Origin of the sequence: Streptomyces naganishii JCM 4654, assembly GCF_014650575.1 — a bacterium.
Classification (GTDB): domain Bacteria; phylum Actinomycetota; class Actinomycetes; order Streptomycetales; family Streptomycetaceae; genus Streptomyces; species Streptomyces naganishii.
Window position 1 is genome coordinate 246,777 of the sequence record NZ_BMVF01000006.1, and the last position, 18,720, is coordinate 265,496.

Genomic DNA, 18,720 nt, shown 5'->3' on the forward strand with positions numbered 1-18,720 from the left:
GGCCGTCACCTCACGCCAGGCGGCGGAACACCGGCTTCACCGGTCGCCCCTCCAGCCACGGAGTGGGGTCGCCCGCGTCCAGGGCCTTGCGGTACACCGCGCACGCCTGGCCCACCACGTCCACGGTGTGCTCGATGTCGGCGTCGGTCAGCGCGCTGCTCACCACGAACGACGGGGCCAGCACCCCGCCCGCCAGGAGCCGGCGCAGGAACAGGGTGCGGTACGGCTGCGAGGGCCGCAGGTCCTCGTCGAGGGTGGCGAAGACCAGGTTGCTGGCCCGGCCCCGGACGACGACGTGGTCGCCGACGCCCATGCTCGCCGCGGCCTCGCGGACACCGGCGGCCAGCCGCTCGCCGAGGGCGTGCAGCCGGGCGGTGACGCCCTCCTCGGTGTAGACGGCCTGCACGGCCATCGCGGCGGCCAGCGAGTGCGTCTCGGCGCCGTGCGTGGTGGACAGCAGGAACACCCGGTCGTGGGAGTGGCGCAGCCCGCCCCGCTCCATCAGGTCGCGGCGCCCGGCCAGCGCGGACACGGCGAACCCGTTGCCCAGCGCCTTGCCGAACGTGGAGAGGTCGGGGACCACTCCGTACAGGCCCTGGGCGCCCGCCTCCGACCAGCGGAAGCCGGTGATCATCTCGTCGAAGACCAGTACGCAGCCGTGCCGGTCGGCCAGCTCGCGCAGCCCGGCGAGGTAACCGGACGGCGGTTCGGTGAGGGTGGCGGGTTCGAGGATCAGGCAGGCGACCTCGCCCTCGTACCGGGTGAGCAGTGCCTCCGTGGCGGCCAGGTCCCCGTAGGGGAACGCCACGGTGAGTTCGGTGGTCGCCGCCGGGATGCCCGCGTTCATGGGCGTGGTGCCGATGAACCAGTCGTCGACGGAGTAGAAGGGGTGGTCGGCGCAGATGGCCACCCGCGGGCGCCCGGTGACGGCGCGGGCGAGGCGCACGGCGGCGGTGGTGGCGTCGGAGCCGTTCTTCGTGAACTTCACCATCTCGGCCGTCGGCACGGTCGCCAGGAAGCGTTCCGCGGCCTCGACCTCCACGATGGACGGCCGTACGAAGTTGCTGCCGCGGTCGAGTTGCCGCCGCACCGCCTCGGTCACGCGCGGGTGGGCGTGACCGAGGCTGACCGAGCGCAGCCCGGAGCCGTACTCGACGTAGCGGTTGCCGTCGACGTCCCACACGTGGGCGCCGCTGCCGTGGCTGATGACCGGGGCGAGGTCCTCGGGGTACTGGTCGTCGCCCTTGGCGTAGGTGTGCGCGCCCCCGGGGACCAGGGCGTGCAGCCGCTCGTTCGCCAGCCGGGACCGGGGCAGCCTGAACTCGTCGGAGGCCTCGGTGTCTTCGGTGGGTTCGGTGGTCACGGCAGCTTCGTCCTCTCCATGTGCTTCAGGGCCTCGGCGAGGCCGGGCGCCTCCCGGTCCCGCCGGGACACCGACGCGACCGGCAGCGGCCAGTCGATGGCGAGCTCCGGGGCGTCGAAGGCGATCGTCACGTCCTCGGCCGGGTCGTGCGGGCGGTCGATCCGGTACGACACGTCGGCGGGTTCGGTGAGCGCCTGGAAGCCGTGCGCGCACCCCGCCGGGACGTACAGGGTCGCCTGCGTCTCGCCGGACAGTTCGAAGTAGGCCCGGCCCAGGTAGGTGGGCGAGTCCGGGCGCAGGTCGACGACGACGTCGAAGACCTTCCCGTACGAGCACCGCACCAGCTTGGCCTCGCCGTCGCCGGAACGCAGGTGCAGGCCGCGCAGCACGCCCCGGGACGAGCGGGACAGGCTGTCCTGGACGAAGGCGTCCGGGTCCAGGCCCACCGAGCGGACCACGTCGGCGTCGAAGGTGCGGCAGAAGAAGCCGCGTTCGTCGGCGAACGGGGTCGGCTCGAACAGGTACGCGCCGGCGATCGCCGGGACTTCGGTCGCTCTCATGGGGTCTCCTGCCTGGCGTCGGCTCGGGCGTCGGGTCGGGCGTCGGATCTGATGTCGGTTCGGGCTTCCGGTCCGGTGCCGGCTCCGGCGTCGGGTCGGTCGTGACCGGCCGCCGCCGGGAACAGGGCCGCGGTCAACGCGGTGAACTGCGACTCGAGTTGCTCGACGGCGACCCGGTTCCGCTCGGCGAGGGTCCGCCGCAGCTCCGGCGCCCGCTTCTCCAGTTCCCGGAACTGCTCCAGCAGCCGTTCGGCGTCGACCTCGCGGGCCGGGTGGCAGTAGGCGCCGAGACCCATCCGGGCCATGAGCGCCTCGCTCTTGGTCGCATAGCTGAGCGCGAGCGTCGGTGTGCCGGTCTTCAGCGCGCAGATCAGGTTGTGGTACCGGGTCGCCACCACGGTGCCGGCGGCCGACGTCTCCCTCATCAGGTCGTCGAGCGAGGCCGGTTCGGCGGCGGTGACCAGCGGCGAGTCCACCGCGCCGAGGATCGCGGCGACCACCGGGGCGTCGCAGCCGTCGCCGGTGAGCAGCCTCACCGGCCTGCCCTCCTCGACCAGCGCGCGGACGAAGCGGATCACGCCGTCGAGGTAGCGCCGGTGGATCTCCTCGGCGCGGGCGCGGTCGTCGTCGCCGCCGTGGAAGTCCATGACACCGACGCAGACCTGGCCCGGAGCCCCCAGAGGGGCCCGTACCGTCGGCAGGGAGAAGGCGAGGTCCGGGCAGACCTCGTCGCGCGCGGTGTCCACGCCCATCGCCCGCATCGCCTCGCGGGACGGGCCGTCCCGGTAGGACCGGTACGCGGCCAGCCGCGCCGACCAGCGCACCAGCGTCCGGGTCGCCCGGTTGCCGATCGGGGCGGCGCCGACCCCGACCAGCGCGACGCGGGTGCCGAGCAGCCGGCCGCTCGCGCACAGCAGGAACAGCGAGTACGGGAAGCCCCAGGGCCGCAGCGGCAGCGTGGCCTCCAGGACGCCCATGCCCGGCACGATCACCACGTCCTGCCGGCGCACCCAGGCGGCCGTGCGGAAGACGTCGACGAGCTTGCCCAGCCCCTTGCCCGCGATCGCGCCCGCGCGGGACGCGGTCCGGTACTCCCCGCGGTACCAGTGCAGCCGCGTCGCGCGTATCCCGAACCGGGCCGTGACGGCCTCGGGTCCGCCGCACAGCGCCTCCACGACCGCCTGAGGATGATCGCGCCACAGGTAGGCGAGCACGGCCCCGAGCGAGCCGTCGTTGCCGAGGTTGCCCGAGCCGAGCAGGCCGAACACCCCGACGCGAGCGGCGCTCACGCCTGCCTCCCCTCACGGCCGGCGACGAGGGCGTCGACGGAGACGGCGAGCCGGGCCGGGTCGACGGGGGCGCGGTCCTCGACCCGCTCGCCCGCGCCCGGCCGGGCGCGGCTGGTCATCCACGCGGCGAGGTGGCCGTAGCAGGCGCGCCGGTCGGCCGCGGACAGCGGGGCCCGCCGGATCGCCGAGGCGAAGCCCCAGACGTACTCGGCGAGCAGCCGGGGCGTGGGGTGCAGCGGGCCCGCGCGGCGCGGGTCCAGGTTGACGCACCGGGCGCGCTTGGAGGGGTTGGCCCGCTCGGCCCGGGTGGGATGGTCCCGGCGGAAGTAGAGCAGTTCCGGCACCTGGTGGAAGGGCCCGTGCAGGGTGATCTCGGCGACGAACGTGCGGTCCGCGTGGTGGTAGCTGTCCATCGGCTTCACCCGGCGCAGCACGTCGGCCCGCATCACCCCGTAGAAGTCGTCGCCGCCCGGTTCGAACAGCAGGCTGCGGAAGCGCTCCGGGGCGCGCGGGGAGTCGGTGGCGAGCCCGTACTCGTAGGGGACCTTCACCCGGCCGTCGGCGTCGATGACCGCCTGGCCGCTGTGCGCCAGGATCACGTCGGGCCGCTCGTCCAGCGCCTCGACGCAGGCCCGCAGCAGGTCGCGTGCGTAGAGGTCGTCGTGCGAGGCCCACTTGAACAGTTCGCCGCGCGACTCGGCGAACACCCGGTTGTGGTTCGGCGTGGCGCCGATGTTCCGGGGCAGCCGCTGGTACCGGATGCGGGAGTCCTGTGCCGCGTACTTGCGGCAGATGTCCTGGGTCCCGTCGGTCGAGGCGTTGTCGGAGACGATCAGCTCGAAGTCCTCATAGGTCTGGCCGAGCAGGGCGTCGAGCGACTCCGCCAGGTACTCCTCGCCGTTGTAGACGGGCAGGCCGATGCTCAGCCTGGGTCGGTCGGTCATGAAGTCCTCACTTCGCGAAGGGTGTTGCGGCGGTGCTCGCGCAGGGCGGACCGCAGTTGCAGCCACCACACGGCCGAACTGCCGACGGTCGCCGCGGCGACGCCCCAGGCCGAGCCGACCGTGCCGGCGGCGGCCGCCCCGCCGAGCCCGCCGCCGACGTAGCAGGCGGAGGCGAACAGCTGGCAGCGCAGGCTGCGCCGGGCCGCGCCGAGCGCGCGCAGTCCGGCCGCGGCGCCGGTGCCGAGTCCCGCGCCGGCGACGCTGAGGGTGACCGGCACGATGAGCTGGGAGGCGGAGGGCCACACGCTGCCGAGCACCAGCTCGCCGAGCCGGTCCGGCATCAGCAGCAGCGCCGCGCCCCACAGCAGCGCGGCTCCCGCCTGGCCGCCGCCGAGCAGGAGGCAGAACTTCCCCAGCCGGTGCGGGGCCTGCCGCAGCACCCGCGCCGCCTCCGGGACGGTGACCAGCGACAGCCCCATCAGCAGCGCGAGGAACGGACCGAGCAGGAGCTCGGCGCCCCGCACCGCGCCCACCGCGCCGACCCCGACGATCGCGCCGAGCCCGTACGCCCGCAGCTGGCTCGCGCCGCTGAGGCTGACGTTCTCGACCAGGTACCGGTAGCCGAGGTCGCGCTGCTCGCGCAGCCAGCCGCGCGCACCGGTCATCCGGGGCCGGATGCCGCTCTGGAGGCAGCCGTAGGCGGCGGCCACCGCGGCGGAGGCGCCCCAGGCGAGCACGAAGGCGGCCACGCTGCCCACGCGGTCCGCCACGACCATGGCCGGGACGAGCGCCACGCACCACACGACGTCGTTGACGAACGCCTTGTGCCCGGCGCCGGCGGCGAAGAACGAGAACCGCCAGGCGTCCTGGAGCAGCAGCCCCGGCAGCACCACGCCGAGGACGGCGAACGCGGGCCCCACCCGTCCGCCGAGAGCCGGACCGGTCACCAGGCAGGCCGCGCCGATGACCGCCCCCACGCCGAGCGCGGTGCCCGCCGACCGGACCACCGCCGCGCGCCAGGTGGCCTCCGGCACCCCGCTGAAGCGCACCACGAGCGGGTCGGTGGCCAGCCCGCGCGAGACGTTGAGCACCACGCCGTAGGTCACCCAGGCCAGGCTGAACACGCCGAACGCGGACACGCCCAGCGAGCGGGCCACGTAGACGCCCACCGCGAAGTTGCTCAGGCTGGAGGCCGCCTGGTCGGCCAGCCCCCAGGACAGCCGGCCGAAGACGGCCCGCCTGGCGTTCCGCCCCGTGGCCGCCTGCCCGGCGGGCGCGGGCCGGTCCGCCGGGGCCGTCGTCTTCTCCTTCTCGGTGGTCATGGGCGTCACGCCTTGAGGAGCCCGGCGCCGTGCAGGGCGCCGGCCGCGTCGGCGACGGTGTCGAAGGGCAGGCCGGACCGCTCGGCCACGTCCAGCAGACTGTGCTCGCCGTCGGAGAGGCTGAGCACCCAGAGCATGGCCATCTGGGCCTGCTTGGTGTCGCTGCGGCCGCCGAGCGCGTCGTACAGCCCGCGCCGCCCCAGCTGGGGTTCGCCGTAGGGGCTGAGGTTGACGTACCGCCGGTTGCGGTCGAGCACGGCGAACGCCTCGCGGCACACGGCGAGGGTGTCCGCCATCGCGTCCGGCGAGACGAAGTCCAGGTCGTCCGCCGAGGTGTGGTACTCGGGATAACCGGCGTACGGGGTCCGGGTGAGCGAGCCCACGCCGAGGTCGAACCCGGGGGAGCAGTACTGCCGCTCGTCGTAGCCGTACGGGGTGAACTCGGTGACGCGGTGCGGCCGTCCGGAGGCGGTCAGCACGTGCCGCATCACCTGGTCGATCTCCGCGTCGCCCCGCCTGCTCCGCTTGTACGTCAGCTGCCCCGGGTCGCCCGCGCAGGCGAGCACCAGCCCGTGCCTCACCATTCCCCGAGCTCTCGGCTCCGCTCGAGCAGGGGATGCCCCATTCACCCGCTCCCTGTTGCGGGCCAGCCAGGTGATCGCGCCGATGGTGCCCGGCGCGAAGACGAACCGGTAGGTGTGGTACGGCGTCCGCTCGGCCAGCTCCCGGGCCAGGAAGACCGCGACCGCGATGCCGGCCAGGTTGTCGTTGGCCAGCGACGGGTGGCAGGTGTGGCAGGAGACGATCACCTCGTCCGGGACCTGCCCGGGGACCACGTGCTCGGCGTAGGTGAGGTGGCCGTCGGCGAGGGTGGAGTCGATGCGCACCTCGTACTCGCCGTCCGGCATCGCGTCCAGGGTCTCCTGGGCCAGGCAGAACCCCCACTCCGGCTGGTAGTAACTGGTGCGGTAGGGCACCCAGGACGGGTGGTCGGGCAGCGTGTGCAGGTGCGGGCGCAGCTCGGCCAGCGGCATGGTCGCCGACACCGGCACGCTGTAGCCGAGCACGTGCAGGCTGGACGCGGCGAAGTCGACGACCCGGCGGCCGGCGCCGTCGGCGATGTACGCGTCCCGGATGTTCCACTCCTGCGGCACCGTCCAGTCGAGCACCTGGGTCCCGGTCGGCACCTCGTGCACGTGCAGGGGGATGTACTCGTCGACGATCCGCAGGGTGGCGCGCACACCGTCGCCCGTGATGCTCCGGCACAGCGGGTAGAGCCGCTCCACCAGCGCGTACATCTCCTCCCCGGACTCGGTCACCGCCGCCACCGCAGGGTGTCGTCGACCGTGCCGGCGCCGGAGGCCGCGCGCAGCACGGCGAGGCGGGTGAAGCGCTGCTCGAAGTCCTCCCGGGTCAGGCCGAACTCCCTGTACGCGTCGGCGAGTTCGATCGCGCCCTGCTTCACCGTCCACTCGCAGTCGAAGCCGGGGATCGCGGCGCGGAACCGGGAGAAGTCCACCCGGTAGGAGCGCGGGTCGGCGCCGGTCTCCCCGGTGATCACCACCTTGGATCCGGGCACCGCCGCGGCGACCTGGTCGGCGATCTCGGCGACCGTGACGTTGTTGACCTCGCTGCCGATGTTGAACGCCCGGTCGTGCACCGCCTCCCGCGGCGCGGTCAGCGCGGCCGTGAAGGCGCGCGCGATGTCGGCGGCGTGCACCAGCGGGCGCCAGGGCGTGCCGTCGGACATCACCAGCACCTCGCCGGACAGCAGCGCGTGCCCGACCAGGTTGTTCAGCACGATGTCGGCGCGCAGCCGGGGCGAGAAGCCGAAGGCGGTGGCGTTGCGCATGAACACCGGGCTGAAGTCGCCGTCGGCGAGCTCGTGCAGGTCGTCCTCCACCCGCACCTTGGACTCGGCGTACGGCGTCACCGGGCGCAGGGGGGCGTCCTCGCCCACCAGTTCGCCGCCGCCGGCGGCGCCGTAGACCGAGCAGGTCGACGCGTACAGGAAGCGCCGCACCCCGGCCTCGCGGGCCAGGCGGGCCAGGCGCACGGACGCGTGGTGGTTGATGTCGTAGGTGAGTTGCGGCGCCAGCGATCCCAGGGGGTCGTTGGACAGCGCGGCCAGGTGGATCACGGCGTCCACCCCGGCCACGTCCTCGGCCGTGACGTCGCGCAGGTCCACCCGGCGCCCCGGCGGATCCGCGGGCGCGGGGCCCAGCAGGCAGTCGGCGAACAGGCCGGCGTCCAGGCCGGTGACCTCGTGTCCGGCGGCCGTGAGGACCGGGGCCATCACGGTGCCCAGGTAGCCCTGGTGTCCGGTGAGCAGTACGCGCAAGGTTCAACCCCCCAGGTTGAGAGTGAGTTTGGTGACGGCGAACGCCTCGGCGTAGCGCTCGTGGCATTCGATGCCGCGGATGCGGGCCAGCCCGAGGAAGGCCTCCCGGTCGTACCAGGGCCGGTGCCGCTGCGAGGGGTAGTGGTCCAGCAGGAGGCGCACCTTCCGCTCGGCGGTCTGAGCCGGCAGCGGCTGGTACGCCACCGGGCGGCCGAGGTCGCCGTCCCACTTGGCGATCTCGTAGCCGAGCACGAGGTGGTCGCGGAACGCGGTGGACATCAGCTGCGCCAGGCCGCGGTGGTCCTGGTGCGCGTCCTCGGTGCGCGGGGCCAGCACGACGTCCGGCTCGCTGCGCCCGCGCAGCTCCTCGACGGCGCGCTTGGCCTCCTCCCAGTACGCGGGCAGCCGCCCGTCCGGCAGCTTGAGCACGGTCAGCCGCAGGTCGGCGCCCGGGCAGAAGGCGGCGAGCGCGGCCCGCTCCTCCTGCTCCCGCTCGCCGCCACCGCCGGTGAGCACGAGCGCGTCGACGCGGACGCCCGGCCGCGCCGAGCACAGCGTCAGCAGGGCGCCGCCGGCGCCGATGGCGATGTCGTCGCAGTGCGCGCCCACCGCGACGATCCTCTCCAGGGGACCGGCCCCGAGCCGGATCACGCGCCCACCCCCGCGCCGTCCCGCTCCCACACGGCCCACGGACGGTCGCCCCGTGCGTAGGCGGCATCCAGCGCGGCCCGCTCCTTCACCGTGTCCGTCGGCTTCCAGAAGCCGCGGTGCTGGTGCGCCACCAGCCGTCCCCGCTTGGCCAGTTGGGCACACCCGTCGGCCACCAGGTCACCGTTCTCCGGGATGTGGTCGAAGACCTCCTGGCGGAGCACGAAGTAGCCGCCGTTCTCCCACAGCGGCAGTTCGCTCACCGCGGTGATGCCCCCCACCAGACCGTCCTCGCCCAGTTCCACGCAGTGGAAGGAGGACTGCGGCGGCACCACCATCATCGACGCGCCGGCGTCGCGCCGGGCGAAGTTGTCGATCATCTCGGGCAGCGGGGCGTCGGTGAGCACGTCGGCGTAGTTGGCGAGGAACATCTCGTCGCCGTCCAGGTGGTGGCGCACCCGGCGCAGCCGCTCCCCGATCGGCGACTCGATGCCGGTCTGCGCGAACGTGATCGTCCAGTCCGAGATGTCGGTGGACAGCAGCTCGGTCCTGCCGCCGCGCAGCACGAAGTCGTTGGACGTCGTCTCCTCGTAGTTGAGGAAGAAGTCCTTGATGTGGTGGGCGCCGTAGCCGAGGCACAGGATGAACTCGCGGTGCCCGAAGTGCGCGTAGTAGCGCATGACGTGCCAGATGAGGGGCCGGGGACCGACCATCGCCATGGGTTTGGGCACGTCGTCGGAGGACCCGCTGCGCATGCGCATCCCGTAACCGCCGCAGAACAGTACGACCTTCATGCCCCGACCTCGACAATGCTCAGTTCCGGTATGGGGAAGACCAGCCGGCCGCCCCATTCGCCCACGAAGGACAACTGCTCGGTCAGCTCGGCCCGCAGGTTCCACGGGAGGACGAGCACGTAGTCCGGCCTGTCGGCGGCGATCCGCTCGGGCGGCAGGATCGGGACGCGCGTGCCCGGGGTGAACCTGCCGTGCTTGTACGGGTTGCGGTCGACGGTGTACGGGAGCAGGTCGGGCCGGATGCCGCAGTGGTTGAGCAGGGTGTTGCCCTTGCCGGGGGCGCCGTAGCCGACCACCGTCTCACCGCGCTCGGCCGCCTCGATGAGGAACTTCAGCAGGTCCCGGCGCACCTTGGCCACCCGGGCGGAGAACTCGGTGTACCCGGACAGCTCCTGGAGTCCGGCGGCCTTCTCCCGGTCCAGCACCTCGGCCACCCGCGCGGACGGCTCGCCCGCGGCCTCGGACGGCCGGGCCCACAGCCGGATGGAGCCGCCGTGCGTGGGCAGCAACTCGACGTCCACGAGGGTGAGTCCGCCGCTCGCCAGCGCCCTGATCGCCGAGGCGACCGTGTAGTACTGGAAGTGCTCGTGGTAGATCGTGTCGTACTGGTTCTCCTCGATCAGGGTCAGCAGGTGCTGCACCTCGATGGAGACCCAGCCGTCGTCGGCGACCAGGGCGCGCAGCCCCTTCGTGAACCCGACCACGTCGGGGATGTGCGCGTACACGTTGTTGGCCACGACCAGGTTGGCCGGGCCGTGCTCCGCGCGCACCCGCGAGCCGGTGTCGGGGTCCAGGAACTCGGTGAGCGTGGGCACGCCCGCCTCCCGCGCGGCGGCGCCGACGTTCACCGACGGCTCGACGCCCAGGCAGCGGATGCCCCGCTCCACCAGGTGCTTGAGCAGGTACCCGTCGTTGCTGGCGACCTCGACCACGAAGGCGTCGGCGCCGAGGTCCAGCCGTTCGACGGCGTCCGCGACGAAGGCGCGCGCGTGCTCCACCCAGGAGGTCGAGTAGGAGGAGAAGTAGGCGTACTCCTTGAAGGTCTCCTCCGGGGTGATCAGCGGCGGGATCTGCGCGAGCCAGCAGTCGGTGCAGACCCGCAGGTGCAGCGGGTACGCCGGTTCCGGCAGGTCCAGTTGATCGGCGGCGAGGAAGCTCTCGCACGGCGGCGTGGCCCCGAGATCGACCACGCTCGCCATCGCTTCCGAGCCGCACAGTCGGCATCGTGTCATCGGCTGTTCCCATCCCCCCTGCCCGCGCGGGTGTCCCCGCCGCGAGCCAGTGCCGACCGCCCCGCGATCGCGGTGCGGTACTCCTCCAGCAGGCGCTCAAGGCCGACGGCCGGACTGAAGTCCCGCTCGTAGCGGCGCCGGGCCGCCTGCCCCATCTCCCGGCCGAGGCCGGGAGAGGCCGTGATCCGGCGCAGGCAGGACGCGAGCGAGGCCGCGTCGCCCGGCCGGTGCAGCAGCCCGGTCACCGCGTCCTCGACGAGTTCGGTGAAGGCGCCGTGACCGGCGGCGACGGCCGGGACTCCCGCCGCCATCGCCTCCACGGCCACCAGGCCGAACGCCTCCAGCCACGTCGAGGGCGCCACCACGGCCACCGCCTCCGCGACGGCCCGCCGGCACTGCTCCTGGTCGTACAGGCCGGCGTAGCGCACGTCGTCCCGGCCCGCCGCCCAGGCGCTCACCTCCCGCTCCAGCGGCCCCGTCCCGGCGATGACGAGCGGCACGCCCACACCGCCGCCGGCGGCGATCTCGTCCCACGCGGCCATCAGCAGCCGTACGCCCTTGGCCTCGGCGAGCCGGCCCAGGTAGAGCAGATGCCGGCCCGGGCCCGGGCGGCGCACGCCCGGGTCGGGCACGAAGTTGTGCTTCACCGCAAGCCGCTGGGCCGGCATGCCGGACCGCACCAGGACCTCGCGCTGCGCGGCGGAGATGCACAGGAACCGCTCCACGCCGGTCCACCAGCGCCGCCGGTTGACCGACAGGCTGACCGCCAGCGGCACCGTCGCCAGCCGGGAGTCGCGGTAGCAGCCGTGCCGGACGGCGGGCAGCGGCGTCCCCCCGACGCAGTCCGTGCACGGCCGGCCGCCCCGCTGGAGCGTGCCGGGCGGGCAGACCTGGGTGTAGTTGTGCAGGGTGGCGACGGCGGGCACGTCCGCGTCGGCGCAGGCGGCCAGCACCGCAGGCGAGATCAGCGGGAAGACGTTGTGGATGTGCACCACGTCCGGCCGCTCGGCGCGCAGGCGGGCGGCGAGCTGCGAGCGGACCGCCGGGTTCCACGGCACGAGCAGCGGCAGCGCGGCCTTGCCGAGCAGGGAGCGGGAGGCGATGTCGTCGCTGCGCCGCTCGAACAGCTCCACCTGGTGGCCGCCCGAGCGCAGCAGCTCGACCTCCTGGTCGACGACCTTGTTCTCCCCGCTGGGCTGCGCCGAGGCGTAGCGGTTGTGCACCACGAGGACGCGCATGCTCATGAAACCTCCGGTCTGCGGGCCCATCGCGGGACACGTCGTCGAGGGGCGCCGGGCGTGGTGAGCGCGGTCGCGTGCGCCGGCGGCGCGGCCGGTTCGGGCGCCGGCGCCGGCGCCGCCAGCAGCGACACGGCCACGGCCAGGTGCAGCAGATACGGCGAGGCGTCGCCGAGCCCCGCCTCGGTGTACGAGGCGATCGCGCAGTAGCTGATGAGGAAGATCGCGCAGGCCCGCTGGAGCGACGGCGGCCGCAGCAGCGCGACGCCGCCCAGGACGACGAGGACCGCCGCGACCAGACCGACGCCGATCAGGCCCTGCTCGTTGTAGACGGCCAGCCAGCTGTTGTCGATCGGCAGTCCGCCGAAGGACTTGTCGCCCAGGCCCACGCCGAACCACTCCTGCGCGGTCGTCCGGGGCGCCGCCAGCAGGGCGTCCCAGACCTTGGCCCGGCCGGTGAGGCTGCTGAAGTTCTCCTGGCTCTGCCCGCGCAGGAACCACGTCTGGAGCGCCGAGGCGAAGCCGACGGCGGCCACCGCCGCGCACAGCACCGCCCAGCCGAAGAAGCGGCGGGCGGCGGCGCTGGTCAGGAAGAGCGAGCCGATCGCCAGGGCCAGCCCGAGGAGCAGGCCGAGCGTGGCCGTCCGGGTGTGGGTCAGGGCGAGCAGGACGAGCGACGGCACGATGATCACCGCCGCGCTCCTGCGGTCGGTGCGGCGGCCCAGCAGGAGCAGCGCGGTGAGCCCGATGATCACCGCCGCGTACTGGCCGATCTGCGGCGGGGTGAGCGGCCACAGCGCGCCGACCAGCCGCCCGCCGTAGAGGTCGGGCATGGCCGCGCCGGGGGAGACGGCCAGGCCCGCGGCGACCGACCCGAGCACCGCGAAGTACATCCGGATGTGATGCCGCACGAACGTCAGGCCGCCGTCCCACCAGCGGCTGAGCAGCCACAGCGTGCTGACGAAGAGGGACAGCCGGAAGCAGCGGAACAGCGCGCCGAACCCGGACTCCAGGTTCACGCTGGCGATCACGCTCGTCACCAGCAGCAGGGTCAGCAGGGACACGTAGGCGCTGGGCCGGATCCGCAGCCGGGGGTTGAGCGCGAGCGCCAGCGCGAACGCGGCGACCAGCGAGCCCATGGTGACCAGCTGGATGAGCGAGCGGGGCAGCGGGACGATGGTCTTCGCCCCGGCGGAGCCGAGGGTGTTGAGGACCAGCAGACCCCACACGACGGCGACGGCCCTCGGTGTGCCGTGTTCCGGCTCCTCGTGCATCTCAGCCACCGGTCCCCAGGTCGAGGGTGCTGCCCGTGTCCTGCCGGTAGGGGGCGCTCTGCCACTGCATGAAGTCGAGCACCCGGCTCGGGTCGTGGACGACGAACTTCCACGGCCCGACGTAGACGTTGTCGTGCCAGCGGTTCTGCTGCCTGAGGGTGATCGCGTCTGCCACCCGGTCGCCCTGGTACGGCGACCAGTCCGGATAGGTGCCGTAGTTGGCCAGCACCGCCATCCGGTCGCACTTCACCGTGCACTTGACGACCGACTCGTCCAGCAGGAAGCGGTTGTTGTGGATGTCCACCCGCTGCGTCTTCCAGCGGCAGTCGGCGAAGAGCGGCGCGGTGGTGATCGCCGGGCGCGCGCAGCGGGCGGAGCGCTTCACCAGCAGGGTGCAGTCACCGGAGGAGGTGTTGGCCGGGCTGTTGCAGAACCGGTCGGCGTTCTCCCACAGGGTGATCCCGGACCAGTTGTCCTCCAGTACGTTCCCGTAGATGTCGATCTTGTCCGTGCGGGCCTTGATCCGCGGTTCGCCGCCGGACTCGGACAGGTAGACCGTCGCGAAGGGGAAGCTGTCGCCGCGGTCGGCGTAACGGCGGCCCTCGGTCCAGTTGTTGCGCCGGATCGTGTTGTCGCGGATGACCGCGTTGTAGCTGGCCTCGTAGATCAGGGCGGCGCCGTCGTTGGCCTCCAGGACGTTGTCCTCGATGCGGAAGTCGTTGTTGTTGGTGTCGGCCCACAGCCCGGTCCCGCGGTTGTCGTGCACCCAGTTCCCGCGTACGTCGGCGCCGTCGACGGCCCAGAACTTGACGCCTCCGGTGCAGCCGCAGCCCGGCTGCCGCCGCTCCCAGTCGCCGGTGTTGTTGCCCGTGATCTCGTTGCCCTCCAGGACCAGGCCGCTGATCGGCCCGCCGCCCTTGTAGGCGTTCATGCCGTACTGCCCGTTGCCGCGCAGGCAGTTGGCCCGGACCTGCTGGTGGGCGCCGGCCATCAGTCCGGCACCCGAGTTGTGCTGGATCGTCGTGTGCTCGATCACCCAGCCGTCGGCCGAGTCGTGGTTGACCACGCCCTCGTTCTGCGGTGCGACGAAGCCCTGCACGGTCAGGTAGCCGATGGTGACGTCGCGGGCGGTGCCGGCGAACGCGTACTGGTTGGTCCTGCGCCCGTCGAGCACCGCGCCCGGCGCGCCGAGGTAGCGGTCCCCGGTCTTGGGGACGACCTGCGCGTAGCGGTCCGGATCGAGGCGGTGCGCGCCCGGCTTGAGCCAGAACGTCGTGTGCGCGGGACTGCTCTTCGTCTTGGCGGCCAGGTCGCCGACCACCGCCGGGTCCACGGTCACCGCGCCCGCCGGCGCCTTGGCGGGACCGGCCGGGGGCTTGGCGCACACGCGGGCCGCGGACCGGGCCGCGGACGGGGACGGCTTGGCGGCCGGCTTCGCCTCGGGGGCGCCGGAGGTGCTCACGCAGCCGGTCGCCAGCAGGGCCAGCGCCAGCGGTGCCGCCGGCAGTGCCCACTTCCGCCACTTCATCCCCACGCGTCCTTCCTCCTTCCTAGCCGTGGAACCCGAGCACGGTGGTCAGTTCACGTCCGCCGTCGGTGAAGCCGGTGCCGATCAGGGTGGTCGACGGCTCCTTGCGTCCGAAGCCCGCGGAGTACCAGCCCAGCGGCGGCCCGGTCTCCCCGCGGTGCGCCCGCCAGCTCAGCCGCCCGGGCAGGTCCAGTACCGCGGAGCGTTCCTCGCCGTCCCGGGACCAGGTGAGCCGGGCGCGGTTTCCCGCGAGGTCCGCGGTGACGGCGGGGCCGAGGTGGAACGCCAGGCGCACGGCCCGGCGCGGGCCGCCGCGCACCTCGTCGACGATCCTCAACTCGCTCGTCTCGGGGGACAGTTCCACCTGGCGGCGGTGCACGGAGGGACCGTAGCCGTCGTGCTCGGCGCTCCAGCGCGATACGCCCTCGTCGGACGCGTCCGCCACCAGGACGCGGCTGCCGGCGTGCCGGGTCCACAGGAACGGGCCGCCGGAGACGGACTGGTCCGTGCCGTCCAGCTCCAGGGTGTTGTGGCCGAGGGTCGAGCGGAAGTACCGCCGCCACTCGGGCTGCCCGTGGTAGCAGTACGTCCCCGGATCGGCGAGCACGTCGACCCCGTCGTGCCGTACCTCCACGGACAGCGCGTCCGCGTGGGCGTGGGCCGCGATGGAGAGGAAGCCGTGCGGACCGCCGTCGCAGCGGCACCAGATCCCGCCCGGAGCGCGCAGCACCGTGAGCCCCGCGTCGGCGAAGTGGGCCGGGCGGCTCGCCGGGCGCGTGACGGCCGGGGCGGCCGCGTCCTTCGCGTACGGCCGGACCAGCGCGGCCAGCAGCGGGGTGCGCACGTCGGTGCCGGTCACCTCCGGCCACCAGGCGAGGGAGCCGAACACGGCGTCCCCGGTGGCCAGCAGCGAGCCCCAGCGGTCGGTGCCCGCGCCGTCCACGACCAGGCCGTGCCCGTCGTCCGCGTCGCCCTGGCGCGGCGGCCGCAGCCGGTCGTCCACGACGGCCGCGAGCGCGTCGGTCATCCGCAGCAGCACCAGCCGCACCGTCGCGGGGACCGGCACGGCGGCGGCGTCCGCCTCGGCCAGCGCGGCCAGCCCCAGCTCCAGTACGAGCCCGTGGTACTCGGTGGCCAGCTCCCGGTTGAGGCCGGAGAGGAAGGTGTTGCCGCGCAGATGCCGCTCCAGCGACCGCAGCGCGCCGGCCCGCCAGCGCGCCGAGGCGGGGAACCAGCCGAACGCGCAGGACGCGGCGAACTGCCCGGCGGCCTCGGCGACGACGTGGTTGTTCGCCGAGGAACCCCGGCTGGGGAAGGCGGCCAGCCAGCGCTGGTGGTGCCAGATCTGGCGCAGGGCCACCGGGTTGTCCTCGAACAGGGCGGCCGCGCCCGGCCAGCCGTCGAGCAGCCGGCGCGTCCACACCCACGACAGCAGCCGGATGCCCAGCTCGATGCCGCTGGTCCAGTGCACCCCGCGCAGCGGCGGGTTGGCCGCCCACCAGGAGCGCAGGTGCGCGTCCACGCGCTCGGCGTACCGCTCGTCCCCGGTGAGCGCGTAGGCGGCGGCGAGCCGCGTGAGGTACTGGTGCCGGGACGGCTCCCAGATCTGCTTGATGTCCCCGACCGTGTCCTCGTCCCGGTACGGCACGTCGAAGGCGTAGCCGCCCGGCGCCCGGCGCCCGGTCTTCGGGTCGTACCACCAGTCCGGGTCGGCCATGTCGTCGCGCGCCACGCCGAAGAATTCGGCGTGCCCGGACATCAGCCGGTCCGCCTCGGCGACGAGGCGCTTGGCGGCGTCCGGCGGCACCGCGGCGAGGGCGCCGGCGGGCAGCACGGCGGTGAAGCGGGCGCCGGTCACGCGCGGCCCGTCGGGCGGAGGCGCCGACCGCCACCGCCGCCTGCGCACCGCGTCGCCCACCCGGCCGCCGACCTCCCGCGGCCCCATGCGGGACAGCCGCCGCAGGTACCAGCCCGCGCTCATGGTCATCGCGCCGCCGCCAGCGTCACCGGCGCGCCGGCCGCCAGGCCGTCCCGCACCGCGAGGGTGGCCGCCGTGGTGGCGACCAGCGACTCCAGCGGAACCGGCATGGGCCCGCCGGTCCGGACGGCCCTGACGAACGAGGCGAGTTCGGCGGACTGGCCCTTGTCCCGGGCCTTGGGCAGCCGCGAACTGACCCACCGCTTGCGGCCGTAGACCGAGGCGCGGACGAAGTCGTCGAGCTGGAGCACCTTTCCGTCCGCCAGCAGGTCCAGGGACTCCTTGGGGAACGCGGCGGAGCCGGTGGTGACGTAGCTGATGGTGGCGGTGGACCCGTCCGGGTAGCCCAGTACGACCTGGAGGTCCTCGTTGCCGGGGGCGGCGACCGCGTACACCGAGACCGGGTCGGCGTCGAGCAGCCAGCTCGCCGTGTCGATGAAGTGGCCGCCCTCGCCCGCGAACCGCGAGCCCTCGGTGCCCTGCTGGAGGTACCAGCTGCCGTGGTCGAGGCGGCCCGCGTTGACCAGGTAGCGCAGGCTCGCCGGACCGGTGCGGGCGCCGAACCGCCGCTTGGCCTCCCGCAGCAGCGGCGCGAACCGGCGGTTGAAGCCCACCTGGATCCGGTCGTTGCCGGACTCCTCCACCGCCGCGAGCACCTTGGCCAGCTCGTCCCCGGTGAGGGCCAGCGGCTTCTCGACGAACACCGCCTTGCCGGCCAGCAGCGCCTTGCGGGTCAGCTCGGCGTGCGAGCTGTGCCGGGTCACCACGAACACCGCGTCCACGGACTTGTCGCCGAGCACGGCGTCCAGATCGGTGGTCGCCTCCGCGAAGCCGAACTTGCGCTGCGCGTTGGCCGCGGACAGCGCGGTCGTGGTGACGACGGTCGACAGCTCGACTCCGTCGCGCTGCGCCAGGTGCGGCAGCAGCATCGACGTCGCGTAGTTGCCCGCGCCGACGAACGCGAGCCGCACCGGCCTCCCGGCGGCCCTGGCCGGGGCGGGCGCGGCACCGCCGCGCCGCACCTTCGGCACGGCCACCGAAGGGGCCTCGGCCGGCCCCTGGTCCCCGGCCGCCTGACCGGGGTAGCGGAACAGCACCGCCAGCGCCTTCAGTTCACCCTCCTTCAGGCGCCGGTAGGTGTCCACGGCGTCCTCGAAGTCGGCGATGTGCGAGATCAGCGGCTCCACGTCGACGCGGCCGCCGGAGAGCAGGTCGAGGAAGCACGCCAGGTTGCGCCGCTCGGTCCAGCGCACGTAGCCGATCGGGTAGTCCCGCCCCTCCAGCTCGTACTCCGGGTCGTAGCGCCCGGGGCCGTAGCTGCGGGAGAAGCGGACGTCGAGCTCCTTCTCGTAGTACGCGTTCCACGGCAGGTCCAGGCGGCACTTGCCGATGTCGACGATCCGGCCGCGGTCCCGGCTCAGCCTGGCGGCCAGCTCCACGGGCTGGTTGCTGCCACCGCCGGCGGCCAGGTACACCTGGTCGACGCCGTGTCCGCCGGTGAGTTCGGCGACGGCGGCCTCCACGGCCGCGGAGGCCGGATCGCCGCAGGCCGCCGCGCCCAGGCGCTCGGCCAGCTCGCAGCGCACCGGGTCGGGGTCGGCGCCGACGACGCGGACCCCGGAGGCGGCGAGGAGCTGCACCACCAGTTGCCCGATCAGCCCCAGGCCGACGACCAGGGCCACCTCGCCTAGCCTCGACTCGCCCTGCCGCACGCCCTGCAACGCGATCGAGCCGACGGTGCCGAAGGCCGCGTGCCGGGGCGCGAGGCCGTCCGGCACCGGGGTGTAGAGGTTCTTCGGCACCCAGTTCAGCTCGGCGTGCAGCGCGTGCTCGTTGCCGGCGCAGGCCACGAGGTCGCCGGCCTTCACGTCGTCGACGCCGGCGCCGACCTGCTCGACCACCCCGCACAGCGAGTAGCCCAGCGGAGTGTAGGAGTCCAGCTTGCCCATCACCTTGCGGTACGTGGCCGGGACCCCGTTGGTGGCCACGCTCTGCATGACCTTGGCGACCTGGTCGGGACGCGAGCGGGCCTTGCCCAGCATCGACATGCCGGCCTCGGACACCTTCATGAGCTCGGTCCCGGTGGAGATCAACGAGTAGGCGCTGCGGACCAGCACGCCACCCGGCTTGCAGCCCGGCACCGGCACGTCCAGGAGGGCCAGTTCGCCGCTCTTGTAGTTCTGCACTACTTGTTTCACCGAAGTCCTCT

At 73.5% G+C, this 18,720-nt stretch carries 15 protein-coding genes; all 15 read right to left on the reverse strand.

Translation table 11 applies throughout. The features are described from left to right. Positions 1 to 10: 10 nt before the first annotated feature. From IE217_RS13350 to IE217_RS13420, 15 genes are read right to left on the reverse strand one after another with little or no spacing between them, the layout of a single operon-like run. Positions 11 to 1,363, reverse strand: coding sequence for a glutamate-1-semialdehyde 2,1-aminomutase (locus tag IE217_RS13350; protein ID WP_190178043.1), 1,353 nt, complete (start codon positions 1,361 to 1,363; stop codon positions 11 to 13). Next, complete coding sequence (locus IE217_RS13355; protein ID WP_190178044.1) at positions 1,360 to 1,923, reverse strand: dTDP-4-dehydrorhamnose 3,5-epimerase family protein; 564 nt, start codon at positions 1,921 to 1,923, stop codon at positions 1,360 to 1,362. The genes IE217_RS13350 and IE217_RS13355 overlap by 4 nt, the downstream gene beginning before the upstream one ends. After that, positions 1,920 to 3,212 carry a polysaccharide pyruvyl transferase family protein gene (locus IE217_RS13360; RefSeq protein ID WP_190178045.1) on the reverse strand — a complete coding sequence of 431 codons (1,293 nt, stop codon included), beginning with the start codon at positions 3,210 to 3,212 and terminating at the stop codon, positions 1,920 to 1,922. Before IE217_RS13360 ends, IE217_RS13355 begins: the two co-directional genes overlap by 4 nt. Continuing rightward, positions 3,209 to 4,156, reverse strand: a complete 948-nt coding sequence (locus IE217_RS13365) for a glycosyltransferase family 2 protein (protein ID WP_190178046.1) — start codon at positions 4,154 to 4,156, stop codon at positions 3,209 to 3,211. Before IE217_RS13365 ends, IE217_RS13360 begins: the two co-directional genes overlap by 4 nt. After that, positions 4,153 to 5,478 carry an MATE family efflux transporter gene (locus IE217_RS13370; RefSeq protein WP_190178047.1) on the reverse strand — a complete coding sequence of 442 codons (1,326 nt, stop codon included), beginning with the start codon at positions 5,476 to 5,478 and terminating at the stop codon, positions 4,153 to 4,155. Before IE217_RS13370 ends, IE217_RS13365 begins: the two co-directional genes overlap by 4 nt. A gap of 5 nt (positions 5,479 to 5,483) precedes the next feature. Further along, complete coding sequence (locus IE217_RS13375) at positions 5,484 to 6,776, reverse strand: DUF4910 domain-containing protein (RefSeq protein WP_190178211.1); 1,293 nt, start codon at positions 6,774 to 6,776, stop codon at positions 5,484 to 5,486. Positions 6,777 to 6,793: 17 nt separating this feature from the next. After that, positions 6,794 to 7,819, reverse strand: coding sequence for an NAD-dependent epimerase/dehydratase family protein (locus tag IE217_RS13380; RefSeq protein WP_190178048.1), 1,026 nt, complete (start codon positions 7,817 to 7,819; stop codon positions 6,794 to 6,796). A 3-nt stretch (positions 7,820 to 7,822) separates the two neighbouring features. Continuing rightward, complete coding sequence (locus tag IE217_RS13385) at positions 7,823 to 8,470, reverse strand: PIG-L deacetylase family protein (RefSeq protein WP_190178049.1); 648 nt, start codon at positions 8,468 to 8,470, stop codon at positions 7,823 to 7,825. Further along, positions 8,467 to 9,261 (reverse strand): sugar phosphate nucleotidyltransferase, encoded by a 795-nt coding sequence (locus IE217_RS13390; RefSeq protein ID WP_190178050.1) that lies wholly within the window; start codon positions 9,259 to 9,261, stop codon positions 8,467 to 8,469. Before IE217_RS13390 ends, IE217_RS13385 begins: the two co-directional genes overlap by 4 nt. After that, positions 9,258 to 10,493 (reverse strand): class I SAM-dependent methyltransferase, encoded by a 1,236-nt coding sequence (locus tag IE217_RS13395; RefSeq protein WP_190178051.1) that lies wholly within the window; start codon positions 10,491 to 10,493, stop codon positions 9,258 to 9,260. The genes IE217_RS13390 and IE217_RS13395 overlap by 4 nt, the downstream gene beginning before the upstream one ends. Next, positions 10,490 to 11,731: a glycosyltransferase gene (locus tag IE217_RS13400; RefSeq protein WP_190178212.1), complete on the reverse strand. Its 1,242-nt coding sequence runs from the start codon at positions 11,729 to 11,731 to the stop codon at positions 10,490 to 10,492. Before IE217_RS13400 ends, IE217_RS13395 begins: the two co-directional genes overlap by 4 nt. A gap of 2 nt (positions 11,732 to 11,733) precedes the next feature. Continuing rightward, positions 11,734 to 13,005, reverse strand: coding sequence for an O-antigen ligase domain-containing protein (locus IE217_RS13405; RefSeq protein ID WP_190178213.1), 1,272 nt, complete (start codon positions 13,003 to 13,005; stop codon positions 11,734 to 11,736). A gap of 1 nt (position 13,006) precedes the next feature. Beyond that, complete coding sequence (locus IE217_RS13410) at positions 13,007 to 14,539, reverse strand: right-handed parallel beta-helix repeat-containing protein (RefSeq protein ID WP_190178052.1); 1,533 nt, start codon at positions 14,537 to 14,539, stop codon at positions 13,007 to 13,009. Between the two features lie 16 nt (positions 14,540 to 14,555). Continuing rightward, on the reverse strand, positions 14,556 to 16,520 hold the full coding sequence (locus IE217_RS13415) for a heparinase II/III family protein (RefSeq protein WP_190178053.1): 1,965 nt from the start codon (positions 16,518 to 16,520) through the stop codon (positions 14,556 to 14,558). Beyond that, positions 16,517 to 18,709, reverse strand: a complete 2,193-nt coding sequence (locus IE217_RS13420) for a bi-domain-containing oxidoreductase (RefSeq protein WP_190178054.1) — start codon at positions 18,707 to 18,709, stop codon at positions 16,517 to 16,519. Before IE217_RS13420 ends, IE217_RS13415 begins: the two co-directional genes overlap by 4 nt. Between the last annotated feature and the right edge of the window lie 11 nt (positions 18,710 to 18,720).